Below are 13,303 nucleotides of genomic sequence, written 5' to 3'. Positions count from 1 at the left end.
TTCTCCTTACAGCGCCTCCGCCCCGGAGATGATTTCGATCAGCTCTTTAGTGATGTTGGCTTGGCGCTGACGGTTGTAGCGCAGCGTCAGCTTGCGAATGAGATCGCCGGCGTTGCGCGTCGCGTTGTCCATCGCGCTCATCTGCGCGCCGTAGAAGCCAGCTTGGTTCTCCAGCAGCGCCTGCAGAATCTGACCGTTCAGATATTGCGGCAGGAGAGCTTCGAGAATTTCCGCTTCGTTCGGCTCGTACTCGTAGATCGCGCCCTTCAAATCCGGCGGCGACACACCTTCCGGCGCCTTGGCCGGAATCAGCTGCAGCGCCGTCGGCACTTGGCTGATCACCGATTGAAAGCGCGAGAAGAACAGCGTCGCGACATCGAACTCACCGCGGGCGTAGAGATCGAGAATCGCCTCGCGCACCAGGTTCGACGCGTCGGCGCCGATATTGCGGAAGGCGGAAAGGTCGACGAATTGCACGATCTTGTCGCCGTGCAGACGGCGCAGCTGGTCGCGCCCCTTCTTGCCGACGGCGAGAATCTTCACCGTCTTGCCGGCGCGCAAGAGCTCGTCGATCCTCTCGCGCGCGGCGCGCACGATCTGGGTGTTGAAGCCGCCGCAGAGCCCGCGCTCGCTCGTCATCACGACGACGAGATGGACCTGATCAGCGCCGGTGCCGCGCAGCAGCGCCGGCGCGTCATCGCCCTTCACCGCCGCGGCCAGATTGGCGATCACGCGCGCCATGCGCCCGGCGTACGGACGCGCTGCTTCAGCCTGGCTTTGCGCCCGCTTCAGCTTCGCCGCCGCCACCATCTGCATCGCCTTGGTGATCTTCTGCGTGGACTTCACGCTGGCGATGCGATTGCGGAATTCCTTTAAGCTCGGCATCTAGCGATCCTCAAGCGAACGTCGCGCCGAATTCTTCGAGGGCCGCCTTCAGCTTGTCCTCGATGCCGTCCTTGCCGATGTCCTTCTTGTCGACGATCGCCTTCAGAAGATCGCCCTTCTTCGCCCGCATCCACGAAACCAGTTCGCTCTCGTAGCGGCCGACATCGGCGACGGCGACCTTGTCGAGATAGCCGCGCGTGCCGGCATAGATCAGGACGATCTGCTCTTCGACCGGCACCGGCGAGAATTGCGGCTGCTTCAGGAGCTCGGTGAGGCGCGCGCCACGATTGAGCAAACGCTGCGTCGCCGCGTCGAGATCGGAGCCGAACTTCGCGAACGCCGCCATTTCGCGGTATTGCGCCAGTTCGCCCTTCAGCGGGCCGGCGACTTGCTTCATCGCCTTGATTTGCGCGTTGCCGCCGACGCGCGACACCGAGATGCCGACATTGAGCGCCGGGCGGATGCCCTGGAAGAACAGGTCCGTTTCCAGGAAGATCTGGCCGTCGGTGATCGAGATCACGTTGGTCGGAATATAGGCCGAGACGTCGTTGGCTTGCGTTTCGATGATCGGCAGCGCCGTCAGCGAGCCCGACTTGTTGTCCTCGTTCAGCTTCGCCGCACGCTCCAGCAGGCGCGAGTGCAGATAGAAGACGTCGCCCGGATAGGCTTCGCGGCCCGGCGGGCGGCGCAGCAACAGCGACATCTGGCGATAGGCGACGGCCTGCTTGGACAAGTCATCATAAATGATGAGCGCGTGCATGCCGTTGTCGCGGAAATATTCGCCCATGGCGCAGCCCGACATCGGCGCCAAATATTGCAGCGGCGCGGCGTCCGAAGCGGTCGCGGCGACGATGATCGAATATTGCAGCGCGCCCTTGTCTTCGAGCGTCTTCACGAGCTGCGCCACGGTCGAGCGCTTTTGGCCGACGACGACATAGATGCAGTAGAGCTTCTCGCTCTCCGCCGCGTTGCGCTCGTGCGCTTCGCGTTGATAGAGGATGGTGTCGAGCGCGACGGCGGTCTTGCCGGTTTGGCGGTCGCCGATGATGAGCTCGCGCTGGCCGCGGCCGATCGGGATCAGCGCGTCGATTGCCTTGATGCCGGTTTGCATCGGCTCGTGCACCGATTTGCGCGGAATGATGCCCGGCGCCTTCACGTCCACCGTGGCGCGCGCTTCCGCCTTGATCGGGCCCTTGCCGTCGATCGGCTCGCCCAGCGCATTGACGACGCGGCCGAGCAGCGCCTTGCCGACCGGCACGTCGACGATCTCGCCGAGCCGCTTGACCGTGTCGCCCTCCTTCAGGCCTCGGTCTTCGCCGAAGATAACCACGCCGACATTGTCGCGCTCGAGGTTGAGCGCCATGCCGCGCACGCCGCCCGGAAACTCGACCATCTCGCCGGCCTGGACCTTCTCGAGGCCATAGACGCGAGCGATGCCGTCGCCGACGGAGAGCACGCGGCCGACTTCGGCGACCTTCGCTTCCGAGCCGAAGCCCTGGATCTGCTCTTTCAGGATTGCGGAAATTTCAGCGGCGCGGACGTCCATTACTTACCCCTTCAGGCGGATTTCAGAGCAAGACGCAGCGCGTCCAGCTTGGCTTTGACGGATGCATCGAACTGGCGGGAGCCGACGCGAACGACGAACCCGCCGATCAGGCTGTCGTCGACCCGGGTTTCGGCTTCGACTTTGGCGCCAAGCTGTTTGCCCAGCGCCTCGACGATGGCGGACTTCTCGGCCTCGGCCAGCGGCCGGGCGGACACGATCTCTACTTGGCGGGCGCCCCGCTCGCGGGCAACCAGAGCGCGGTAGCTGGCGAAGATCGCCGGCAGTTCGGCGGCGCGGCGGTTCTGGGCGGCGACGCCGATCGTTTTGCGGCCGAGGTCAGAAAGCCCGAGCTTGGCGGCGACGGCGGTCAGCGCCTTCGCCTTCTCTTCCGGATCGATCAGCGGCGAACGCGCCGCGGCGCGCAGATCGGCGCTTTCCTTCCAGGCGGCGGCGAACTTGGCGAAGTCCTGCTCTACCGCCTCCAAGGCCTTGGCCTGCTTGGCCAAATCGAACACGGCCTGGGCGTAGCGGCCCGCCGCTTCGGAAGCCCCGCTCTCGAAGGATTCTGCCACGTCTGTCTCGCTGCTGCCGCCGCCGGCGCCCCTTGGGGACGCCTGCCGGCTCGATTGCGCCTTGGGGGAAACCCAAACGCCAAAGGGCCGCGGCGAACCGTTCGCGCGGGGTCTTTGACGCGCGCGCGAAGTACCATGGTGCGTTCCGGCTTGACAACCGGCCCCCGCCGCGTCGCATCAGCGACAAAAGCGCCGATTGAGGCGGGGGGAAACAAGCCGATGACCGACGCCAGCGCGCCCGCGCCGACCAGCCCTGATGTTCCGGCCTCGAAGATGCGCCAGGTGGTGGCCGCGTCCGCCGCCGGCACCGTGTTCGAGTGGTACGACTTCTTCGTCTACGCCGTCATCGCCGACGTCATCCGCGCCAACTTCTTCACCGGCCTGCCCGACGCGCAGGCCTTCGTTTTCACCCTGCTCACCTTCGCAGTCGGCTTCATCGTCCGTCCTGTCGGCGCTTTGGTGTTCGGCAAGATCGGCGACTCCACCGGGCGCAAGGGCGCCTTCCTCATCACCATCACCATCATGGGCCTCTCGACCTTCGCCATTGGTCTGTTGCCCACCTCCGAACAGATCGGCGTCTGGGCCCCGATTCTGCTCGTCACCATGCGCGTGCTGCAGGGCTTTGCGCTGGGCGGCGAGTACGGCGGCGCCGCGATTTATGTCGCCGAACACGCGCCGGCGAACCGCCGCGGCGGCGCCACCGGCTGGATCCAGGGCACCGCCTCGATCGGCCTCATCGGCGCGCTCGCCGTCGTGCTCGGCGCGCGCGCGGCGATGGGCGAGGAGGCGTTCCGGGAATGGGGCTGGCGCATTCCATTCCTGATCTCGATCGCCCTGCTCGGCATTTCGGTCTGGATTCGTCTGCAGCTTGAAGAAAGCCCCGCGTTCAAGAAGCTGCAGAACGAGGGCGGCGTCTCCAAGCGCGCCTACGCCGAGAGCTTCACCGAATGGCGCAATCTGAAAATCGTGCTGCTGGCGTTGTTCGGCGTGATGATGGCGCAGGGCGTCGTCTGGTACACGGCGCACTTCTATTCGCAGTTCTTCCTCGAACGCATCCTGAAGTTCGACAGCCAGACCGTGAACCTCATCATGATCACGGTCGTGCTGATCTCGGCGCCGCTCTACATCCTGTTCGCCCGCCTCTCCGACTCGATGGGCCGCAAGCCGGTGATGCTGTTCGGCATGCTGTTGATGCTGGCGCTCTATTTCCCCGGCTTCCACTACATCACCCGCGCCGGCAATCCGGCGCTGGCGGAAGCCTCGGCGGCGACGCCCGTCATCGTCTACGCCAACCCGGACGACTGCACCTTCCAGCTCGACCTCACCGGCGGCGCCGCGCAATTCGCCACCGCCTGCGACATCGCCAAGAGCGCGCTGTCGAACGCCGGCGTTTCCTACACCACCGTCAACGCGCCGATCGGACAGACGGCGCGCGTCATGATCGGCGATGACGTCGAGATCGAAAGCGTCAGCGCCGTCGGCCAGAGCGCGAGCGAAATCCGAGCCACCCGCACCGCCTTCGCGGCGCAGCTCCGTGAAGCGCTCGGCGAAGCCGGCTACCCGACTGCGGCGCCAGGGCCGATGCAGGATTGGAGCCTCGCCGAAATTCTCCGCGTGTTCGCCGAGAAGTGGGGCGTCATCGCCATGATGGCGCTCTTCATCGTCGCCGCCTGTGCCCTCTACGGCCCGCAAGCCGCCGCTTTGGTCGAGCTCTTCCCCACCCGCATCCGCTACACGGCGATGAGCTTTCCCTATCACGTCGGCACCGGCTGGTTCGGCGGCCTCTTGCCGGCGATCGTCTTCGCCATCAACACCGCCACCGGCTCCATCTATATGGGCCTCTGGTTCCCCGTGATCGTCACTGCCCTCGCCGCGATCGTCACCTTCTTCTTCTGGCCGGAAACGAAGGATCGGGACATCCAGACGTGAGGGAAATCGGCAAGTAGGCAAATAGGCAATAGGGACTCCGTCGCGGATGCCCATTGCCGATTTGCCTATTGCCTACTTGCCCCAACGTGGTTTTCACCCGTTCACCAGCTTTCTGAACAGAGCCTTAAGCGCGCTCTGCTACGTTGAGAACATGACGGCGATCCCCCACGCCGCCGTGGCCCTCACCAGCGCCCTTGACCGCTTCGGGCACGCCAGTGCGCGCGTGCTTGAAGCGGTCACTGGCGGTGATGACGGGGCGCTGGCGCAAGGCCTCGTCGAGATGACCGAGGCGAAAGCGCAGGCGAAAGCCGGCGTCGCGCTGATCCGCTTTTCCGACGAGATGTTCGACGCCCTGATCGAAATCGGCCGCGAGCCTCAGCCGCGATAAGTCGAGTTCGCGATCACCAGCGCGGCGTGCTGCAGCGTCGCAAACAAGATCTTCGACGCACGTTCGTAAGCGGGCTTCAGCGCCGGCTCCGGCGCGATATCGTTCCAGCTCCCCATCCCGCCGAACACCCAGGCGCGGCCCACCGCCTGCAATAGCCGCGTGGCGTCCGGCGCAAGCTGCGTGAAGCGCACGAAATTCGGCGCCGGGTCGGGATCTTGGCCATCGAGCGCCCGACGGCCGGCGACGAATTGATCCGCGAACGGCGCGCCAGGCATGCCGCGCGCAACCGTCTCGATCGAGATCAGCGCCTCGCGCAAGCCGCGGCTCACGCCGGCGACATCGACATCGAGGCGACCGGCCGGCTCGGCCTCGGCCACGAGTAGATAAGCGCTGTGCCAGATCTTCTGGTCCGGCGCGTTCTGATCGCCGACGCGGTCGAAGCCCTCCCACATCTCCGAATGTTCGCCGTACACCGGCTCGATCAGCCAGCGCGGCCCGCCGCCGACGAGGCCGACCAGCACGTGCGGGTCGATGTGCCCGAGCTTTTTGTTCTGTCGCATCCGCGCCGTCTGCAGCCGCAGTCCGACGCAGCCGCGCTTGCTCAACTTGTCGAACCAAGCGAGCGGATCGCCGGCGACCAGTTTCAGCGGGCCGGCGTCACGCGGCGTCAGGAACGTCAGCGAAGCGCTGTAGCGAAACAGCGGATCGTCCGGCCAGAACCCGCTGACATCGCGCCCGCTCAGCGCGGCGTTGCCCACCGCCACCAACGCCAGCGTCCGAAGGATAGGCAGTTGCACCGACTCGGTCCTCCTTGGCGCCGGCCCCCGAGAGGAAAATCGTTCCGGCCGCATTTGCGGCAAGCGGCGCGAGCTTCGCCCGCCGCCCCTCCTTCGAACACTCTTCACGCCTCCGCGGCAATCCCTTACATCGGTTCGCCAAAGAGGGATCCGAACGCATGGATTGGAATATCGCGCCGCTTCTGAGCGACCCGGCCGCATGGGCCGCGCTCGTCACTTTGATCGTCATGGAAGTCGTGCTCGGCATCGACAATCTGATCTTCATTTCGATCCTGACCAACAAGCTGCCCGCCGAGCAGCGCACGCGCGCCCGCCGGATCGGCATTGGCCTCGCGCTCGGCATGCGGTTGGTTCTGCTCTCCACCATCGCCTTCATCGTCGGCCTCACCGCGCCCGTGTTCGATCTCGGCTTCGCCGGCAGCCCCGACAGCCACGGCAATCCGACGTTCGAGACCGCCTTCTCCTGGCGCGACCTGATCTTGATTGCCGGGGGCCTCTTCCTGGTCTGGAAAGCCACCAAGGAGATCCACCACAACGTCGACCCGGTTCCGACACACGATGTCCTGGATAAGAAGGCGCCGGTCGCGATGAACTTCGGTGCGGCGATCTTTCAGATCATCCTGCTCGACCTCGTCTTCTCTATCGACTCGATCCTCACCGCCGTCGGCATGACCGATCACGTGCCGATCATGGTCGCTGCGGTCATCGTGGCGGTGACGGTGATGCTGCTCGCCGCCGACCCGGTCGCGAACTTCATTCACAAAAATCCCACTGTTGTGATGCTCGCGCTGGGCTTCCTCTTGATGATCGGCATGGTGCTGATCGCGGAAGGCTTCGGCGTGCACGTGCCGAAGGGCTACATCTACGCGGCGATGGCGTTCTCGGCGCTGGTCGAAGGGCTCAACATGATGTCCCGCAACGCGCAGAAGAAGAAAGCCGCACAGGCGCAGCCGCCGGCGGCGCATTGAAGGAGACGAAGATGCGTTCTTTCATCCTCGCGGCCGCAGCGGCGCTCGCGCTCAGCGCCTGCGCCGCAGCGGGCGGCGGCGTGACGACCAGGACGAGCCTCCTCGCCGCGGACGCATCCACCTCCCTCGCCGCCGGCGAGCGCATGACGGCGGACTTCACCACCTACCCGGCGCGCGAAGGCGCCGATCCCGTCGTGGTGCTCACGCTCCGCCACGCCGACGGGCGCACCATGCTGTTCCAGCAAGCCAACCACACCGCCAACGATCTCATCGCGCAGCGTCCGGGCGGGGCGCTGGCGCAGATCATGGGCCTGTTCGGCGAAGAGGCGCCGGCGCTCTATCGCGCGACGCCGGCGGAGAACAGCGGCGCGCCATTCATCTGCGGCGCCGAAGGCGCGGCGGCGCTCGGCTATTATGAAGACGCAAGCGGCGTGCGCATCGTCGGCTTGAAACAGGAAATCCAATTTGAAACCCGCCCGGACGGCCAGACTGAAACCGTCCCCTACTCGCCGGACCAGGTCTGCGCGCGCCTCTCATTCCGCCGAGGATAATCGCAATGACCGTTTACGCCCTCGCGCAGCTGCGCATCCACGACGCCGAACGCTACGGCCGCTATATGAGCCGCTTCATGCCGGTGCTCGAAAAGTACAACGGCAAGCTGCTCGCCGCAGACGAAACCCCGCGTGTGCTCGAAGGCCAATGGTGGGACCGCAACAAAATCGTGCTGATGGAGTTCGCCGACAAGGACGCGTTCCGCGCCTGGGCCACATCGCCCGAATACACAGAGATCGCCGAAGACCGTAAAGCCGGCGCCGACGCCGTCGTGCTGCTGATCAAGGGCTTTACGGGTGCGTGATCTCACCCAGGGCTCGATCACCGCGCACCTGATCGGCATGGCCGCTTTCATCGGCCTCGGCCTCATCTTCCAGACGCTCTATTTCATCGTCGATCTCTATTTCGTCTCCCGGCTCGGCAACGCCGCCATCGCCGGCGTCAGCGCCGCCGGCAACGTCTTCTTCCTCGCCCTCGCCGCAACGCAGATGATCAGCATCGGCGTGATGTCCACCGTGGCGCAGGCCGTCGGCCGCAAGGACGAAGCCGAAGCGAACCTCATGTCCGACCAGGCGATCTCGATGTCGCTCGCCGGCGCCGTGCTGATGCTCGTGTTCGGCTACGCCTTCGGCGGCGCCGGCGTCGACCTGATGACGGCGGACGCGGCCACCGCCGCCGAAGGCCGCGCCTATCTCTACGCTTTTATCCCCGCGCTGGCGCTGATGTTTCCGACCAACGCCATGGTCTCGGCGCTGCGCGGCGCCGGCGTCACCATGCAGACGATGGTGCTGCAGACGGCCACCGTCCTGCTCAACGCCGTTCTCGCCCCGGTGCTGATCGCGGGCGCCGGCACCGGCGTGGCGCTCGGCGCGGCCGGCGCCGGCTGGGCCAGCACCATCGCCTCGCTCGTCGGCACGATCGGCCTCGTGCTCATGTTTCCGCGCGTGCAGAAATATCTGCGCCTGCACGTCCGCACGCTCGCGCCGAAATTCGACGCCTGGAAGCGCATCATCTTCATCGGCCTGCCGACCTCGCTCGAATTCCTGCTGATGTTCGTGATTTTCGTGGTGATCTATTGGGTCATCCGCGATTTCGGCGCCGAGGCGCAGGCCGGATTCGGCATCGGCGGGCGGATCATGCAGTCGATCTTCCTGCCGGCGATGGCGATCGCTTTCGCCGCCGCGCCGATCGCCGGCCAGAATTTCGGCGCCAAACGCTACGACCGCGTGCGCGAGACATTCAAGCAGACCGCTTTGATCGGTTCAGCGATCATGCTGACGCTTTCGCTGCTCTGCCACGTCGCGCCGGAGCTGATGGCGCGCCCGTTCACGAACGACCCGGCGGTTCTGGCGATCACGGTCGAGTATCTACAGATCGTCTCGTGGAATTTCGTCTTCAGCGGCCTCGTCATGGCGGCGGGCAGCCTCTTCCAAGGCATAGGCGACACCCGCCCCTCCCTGCTCGCCAGCGCCACGCGCACCTTCACCTTCGTCGCGCCGGCGATCTGGCTCGCCTACCAGCCGTGGCACAAGCTCGAATACGTCTGGTATCTCTCGGTCGCGTCCGTGGTGTGTCAGTGCGCGCTGGCGATGTGGCTTCTGCTCAAAACCTTCAAACGCAAGCTCCCCTCGCCCGCCCTGGCCGAGACGCCGGCAGCCGCAGCGTGTCAGGGCTAGCGCAGACGCGTGTGTCTGAGCTAACGTTTCCTGGAGGGGGTCCGCACATGAAATCACATTTGTACGCAAGCGTCGTCGCGCTGGCTCTTTGTATCGCCGCGCCCGCGCACGCTCAGTTCGTGACGGCCACCGCGCCGGGGACGAATTCCCTGTTCGCGCCAGTCTCCGGCGTGACGTACTTCAATCGCGCCGGCGCGACGCTCGCCGACCAGCGGGCCGATCTCGAGGCGTGCCACGCCGCCGTGATCGCCATGGAGCAACCCTATCAAAGCTCGGGCGCCGGCGCAGCTTACGGACTCGTCGGCGTGTTGACGGAAGTGGCGATCGCGAGCAACGCGCAGCAGGTCGCGCAGCGGCGTGCGCTGCATCCCCACTATGAGAATTGCATGGTGATGCGCGGGTGGCGGATTGTTCGCTTGAACGAAGCGCGCGGCGCGGAATTGGATGCGCTCGATCAGCCCGCCCTCGCGGAACGTCTGGCGTCGCTGGTCGGCGCGGAGGCGCCGGAAGGCGAGATCGCGCGCGCGTTCCGCAACGAGATAGCGGACGGGTCAACGGCTCTGTTCGGCATGCCGCCGAATGTCGAAGCGCGCTCTCTCAGCCTCCAGGCTTTGCCGCCCGAGAGCAGCGCCTTCATATCGCCGCCGCCGAGCGCCGCCGAGCGCACCGCGCGCCGGCGCCGCCCCGGCAGCGGCCCGCAAACGCGCGAAGAATACGAGGCGCGCCGCGCCGCGATAGAAGCTGAGCAGTTTGGGGATCGCGGCGATGCGCAAACCCGGCGCGAGACGCGCGATCGCGCGCTGGCGCAGTTGGTTGGCCCCGGCGATGCGGCAAGGCCCACGCGCGCGCGCGACATCGCCGATCTGCCCGACAACTCCACCCTGCTCGTGGTGCGCGTCGCCGGCCTGGGCTACGGCTCAGGCGTGATGTTGATGCGCCCCGGCGCCGAGGCGGATACGGTCGACTTCGTCAGCGCCATTGTGCCGACGGCGTTCATTTCCGGGCCGAAGGAAGCCACGGTTGTCGCGCGCGTGCCGCCCGGCCGTTGGCGCTTGAGCGGCTTTGTCGGCCCGGCCGGCTACATCACCTCATTGTGCATGGGCGCGCCGACGTTCGACATCGCCGAGGGCGAGGTCGTGTTTGCCGGTTCGTTTGCGTTTGGGTCGGCTGCGCCGCGTCTCGACATGAATCTCGATCACGCCCGCACGGCGCTCGCCTCCGCGCCGAACCTCGCCGCGCGAGTGCGCGCCGCCGGCTATCAGAATGGCGACACCTTCGAGTGCGGCGCGGCGGCGAACTTCTACGGCTACGAAATCGCCGACGCGCCCTATCAGGACGCCTACCGCTTCGGTTCGCGTGTGAACGATGCGCCGCCTGCGGCTACGGCTGCGGATGCGTCAACCGAGGTTTCGACGCCGGCGGAAGCCGCAACGGAAGCTGCGCCAGCGCCCGCGAACTGAAGCGCAAACGGCGCTCTCATTCGAACGCGAACGTCAGCTCCGCTTCGTTGTGGCAGCGCCGCGCCGCGCGCGAGCCTTCCGGCGTGCAGACGCGCCGCGTCGTGAGGAGGCCCGCTTCCCGCCCCGGCGGGGTGACGATGTGCTCGGAATAGCTCTCGTAATCGGCCTGGAACGACACCTCCGCGCCGGCGGCGCGGAGCGCTTCCAAGAGATCGAGCGCATGGAAATCGTCGAACTCGAACGACAGCAGCGTCACGCTGTCATCATCGCCGAACACGGAGACGCCGACATTTGTCCCCTCTCCATCGATCCAGCCATTGCGGCGCACGATGGCGTCCGCCGGCCGATCGCGCCGGTCCGGCTCGTAGATGTGCCAGTGGACGAAGCGCGAAACGCGAATGCTGACCGCGCCCCAGCCATAGCCCCAGTCGCGATAGCGGCTCTCCGGCAGCGCTTCGACAATCACGTTCGCCGTCGCCCGCACGATCGGCAGATCGGGACGCGGCGCGTACTCCTCCTGCGCATGCGCGCACGCGGGCAAGAGCAGAAGCGCCAAGCCGGTGATCGCCGCGCGCAGCATCAGAACTTCGAAAACGCGCCGTCAATCAGGATCGAATCGCCGGTATGAAAGCTCGAGGCGTCGCTGGCGAGATAGACAGCGATGCCGCCGAATTCGTCCGGCCGGCCCCAGCGCCGGAAAGGCACGCGGGCAATGACGTTCTTCGTGAACACGTCATTGTGCTGCGCCGCGTCCGTCATCTCCGTCGCGATCCACCCTGGCAGGATCGAATTCGCCCGCACGCCGTAGCGCGCGAACTCCACCGCGATGCCGTTGGTCACCGCGATGATCGCCGCCTTGGTCGCCGTGTAATCCTGATTGCGCGCCGCGCCGAACAAAGCGCCAAGGCTCGCCACCGCCGCGATCGAGCCGCCCGGATCGCCCGCCTCCGCGCGCGCCTTCATGTGCCGGCACGCTTCGCGCATGGTCCAGATCATCCCGTCGAGGTTGATCGCCATCACGCGGCGATAATCCTCGCCGCCAATGTCGAGGAACGACTTCCAGCGATTGGACACGCCGGCATTGGCGAAGCACGCATCGACGCGCCCGAACGTGGAGAGCGTCTCGTTGAACCCGGCGACGACATTCGCTTCCGTCGACACATCGACAATCCGCGCATGCACCTTCGTCCCATGCGCCTTCAGCCGCTCGAGCGCCCGCCCGTTCTTCTCCGGGTTCGTCCCCCAAATCTCAACGCTCGCCCCCGCCTGCGCCAGCGCCTCGGCCATGCCCAAGCCAATCCCGCCATTGCCGCCTGTGACGAGGGCCACTTTCCCGGTGAGATTGAAGGGTGTGTAAGTCATGGCCCAGTTATGGAGCGCGAAATCCCCTCTTCGCAACCGTTCTGGGATCGCGAGGAGACGAATAGTGAAGCTGATCGTGTTTGGCGCAAATCGCGGTGTCGGACGGCGGGCAGTCGAGACGGCGCTGGCCGAAGGGCATGAAGTGACGGCGGCCGTGCGCGCGCCGGAGCGCATGATGTTGAAGCACGAGCGGCTTCGGGTGGCGCAATGCGATGTGGCGGACGGCGCGCGCGTCAGCGAAGTCATCGCAGGTCACGACGTAGCCATCGCCACGCTCGGCGAGCGCTCGCGCGGCCCGACCACTCTCTATTCGACTGCCGCCAAGACGATTTCCGCCGCCATGGCGGAGCGCGGCGTCAATCGGCTGGTGTTCCTCTCCAACTTCGGCGTGCTCGGCGAGCGCGGCCGCGGTGCGGCGCAAACGATGCTGCTCTTCATGGTCAAGCGCATGATCCGCCCGACCCTGGACGATCACCGCCGCGCCCTGGACACGCTGGCGGCTTCGCAAGTCGACTGGACTGCGGTGCGCGCAACGCCGCTGACCGACGGCCCCGCCACCGGCGCGTATCGCATCGCAGCCGACGGATTGCCGCCGCACGGTTCCAGCATTTCGCGCGGGGACGTCGCCGGCTTCATGCTCGCCGAAGCGATGCGGCGCGAATTCGTCCGGATGGCGCCGGCGATCGCGTATTAGGGACGTTCTCAGAGTTCGCCCTACTCGCGCGGTCGCTTGACCAAGCCAAACCGATTGCCGCCTGCGATCAGCATATTTGGCCGCCGGGTAAGCTTTGTCGCGCCGCAGCCGGCGCCCCCATCGCCCACCTTCAAAACCGTCCCTACCTGTGCGACACTCCTTTCATGGATCGAGAGCGTGTCCTGGACCAGCTGAACCAGCTCCGCCCCTGGCTCAAGTCACAGGGCGTGGCGCGTATCGCCCTGTTCGGCAGTCACGCGCGCGGCGAAGCGCGCGAAAACAGCGACATCGATTTGATCGTCGAGTTCGCAGCCGCTCGCACGCCCGACCTGTTCGCCTTCGCCGGGCTGAAGCTCGAACTGGAGCAGCGCTTGGGCGCGCCGGTCGACCTGTTCACGCCCTCATCGATCCATCCCGGCCTGCGCACGCGCATCGAAGCTGATTTGATCGATGCCTGATAAAGACTGGCGCATC

15 protein-coding genes are annotated in these 13,303 nt (G+C 66.1%); 9 read left to right on the top strand and 6 right to left on the bottom strand.

Annotated features, from left to right (window positions below; translation table 11 throughout):
- Positions 1-6: 6 nt before the first annotated feature.
- Genes VEA80_RS19565 through VEA80_RS19555 form a run of 3 tightly spaced genes read right to left on the bottom strand, consistent with a single transcriptional unit; the run spans position 7 to position 3,003 of the window.
- Positions 7-885, bottom strand: a complete 879-nt coding sequence (locus VEA80_RS19565) for a F0F1 ATP synthase subunit gamma (protein WP_325062480.1) — start codon at positions 883-885, stop codon at positions 7-9.
- Between the two features lie 10 nt (positions 886-895).
- Positions 896-2,431, bottom strand: a complete 1,536-nt coding sequence (gene atpA, locus VEA80_RS19560; RefSeq protein ID WP_325062479.1) for a F0F1 ATP synthase subunit alpha — start codon at positions 2,429-2,431, stop codon at positions 896-898.
- Between the two features lie 11 nt (positions 2,432-2,442).
- Entirely contained in the window at positions 2,443-3,003 is a 561-nt protein-coding gene (locus VEA80_RS19555) for a F0F1 ATP synthase subunit delta (RefSeq protein ID WP_325062478.1), read from the bottom strand.
- A 219-nt stretch (positions 3,004-3,222) separates the two neighbouring features.
- Here VEA80_RS19555 and VEA80_RS19550 point away from each other — a divergent pair, with 219 nt between their 5' ends.
- Together VEA80_RS19550 and VEA80_RS19545 are read left to right on the top strand one after the other, a co-directional pair.
- Positions 3,223-4,932, top strand: coding sequence for an MFS transporter (locus VEA80_RS19550; RefSeq protein WP_325062477.1), 1,710 nt, complete (start codon positions 3,223-3,225; stop codon positions 4,930-4,932).
- A gap of 46 nt (positions 4,933-4,978) precedes the next feature.
- Entirely contained in the window at positions 4,979-5,320 is a 342-nt protein-coding gene (locus VEA80_RS19545; protein ID WP_325062476.1) for a hypothetical protein, read from the top strand.
- Here the strand turns inward: VEA80_RS19545 and VEA80_RS19540 are convergent.
- A complete protein-coding gene (locus tag VEA80_RS19540; protein ID WP_325062475.1) occupies positions 5,308-6,117 on the bottom strand; it encodes a hypothetical protein in 810 nt (269 codons plus the stop codon). The two genes, VEA80_RS19545 and VEA80_RS19540, sit on opposite strands and share 13 nt — an antisense overlap.
- A gap of 158 nt (positions 6,118-6,275) precedes the next feature.
- Here VEA80_RS19540 and VEA80_RS19535 point away from each other — a divergent pair, with 158 nt between their 5' ends.
- The 5 genes from VEA80_RS19535 to VEA80_RS19515 are packed head-to-tail and all read left to right on the top strand — an operon-like array spanning position 6,276 to position 10,773.
- Positions 6,276-7,085 (top strand): TerC family protein, encoded by an 810-nt coding sequence (locus VEA80_RS19535; RefSeq protein WP_325062474.1) that lies wholly within the window; start codon positions 6,276-6,278, stop codon positions 7,083-7,085.
- Between the two features lie 11 nt (positions 7,086-7,096).
- Complete coding sequence (locus VEA80_RS19530; protein ID WP_325062473.1) at positions 7,097-7,636, top strand: hypothetical protein; 540 nt, start codon at positions 7,097-7,099, stop codon at positions 7,634-7,636.
- A 5-nt stretch (positions 7,637-7,641) separates the two neighbouring features.
- Complete coding sequence (locus VEA80_RS19525; protein WP_325062472.1) at positions 7,642-7,941, top strand: DUF1330 domain-containing protein; 300 nt, start codon at positions 7,642-7,644, stop codon at positions 7,939-7,941.
- Positions 7,934-9,313 (top strand): MATE family efflux transporter, encoded by a 1,380-nt coding sequence (locus tag VEA80_RS19520; protein ID WP_325062471.1) that lies wholly within the window; start codon positions 7,934-7,936, stop codon positions 9,311-9,313. The genes VEA80_RS19525 and VEA80_RS19520 overlap by 8 nt, the downstream gene beginning before the upstream one ends.
- A 47-nt stretch (positions 9,314-9,360) precedes the next feature.
- Positions 9,361-10,773, top strand: coding sequence for a hypothetical protein (locus tag VEA80_RS19515; RefSeq protein ID WP_325062470.1), 1,413 nt, complete (start codon positions 9,361-9,363; stop codon positions 10,771-10,773).
- A 16-nt stretch (positions 10,774-10,789) separates the two neighbouring features.
- On the opposite strand, the gene VEA80_RS19510 is transcribed toward VEA80_RS19515, so the two are convergent.
- Both VEA80_RS19510 and VEA80_RS19505 read right to left on the bottom strand, forming a co-directional pair.
- Complete coding sequence (locus VEA80_RS19510) at positions 10,790-11,353, bottom strand: hypothetical protein (RefSeq protein ID WP_325062469.1); 564 nt, start codon at positions 11,351-11,353, stop codon at positions 10,790-10,792.
- Positions 11,353-12,135, bottom strand: coding sequence for an SDR family NAD(P)-dependent oxidoreductase (locus tag VEA80_RS19505; RefSeq protein WP_325062468.1), 783 nt, complete (start codon positions 12,133-12,135; stop codon positions 11,353-11,355). The genes VEA80_RS19510 and VEA80_RS19505 overlap by 1 nt, the downstream gene beginning before the upstream one ends.
- A 64-nt stretch (positions 12,136-12,199) precedes the next feature.
- On the opposite strand from VEA80_RS19505, the gene VEA80_RS19500 reads away from it, so the two are divergent.
- Positions 12,200-12,829 (top strand): NAD(P)-dependent oxidoreductase, encoded by a 630-nt coding sequence (locus tag VEA80_RS19500; RefSeq protein ID WP_325062467.1) that lies wholly within the window; start codon positions 12,200-12,202, stop codon positions 12,827-12,829.
- A 164-nt stretch (positions 12,830-12,993) separates the two neighbouring features.
- Positions 12,994-13,287, top strand: coding sequence for a nucleotidyltransferase family protein (locus tag VEA80_RS19495; protein WP_325062466.1), 294 nt, complete (start codon positions 12,994-12,996; stop codon positions 13,285-13,287).
- Positions 13,288-13,303 lie beyond the last annotated feature (16 nt).

It is taken from the genome of Vitreimonas sp. (assembly GCF_035627415.1).
GTDB lineage: Bacteria > Pseudomonadota > Alphaproteobacteria > Caulobacterales > Aquidulcibacteraceae > Vitreimonas.
This window is presented reverse-complemented; position numbering and strand designations above follow the sequence as displayed.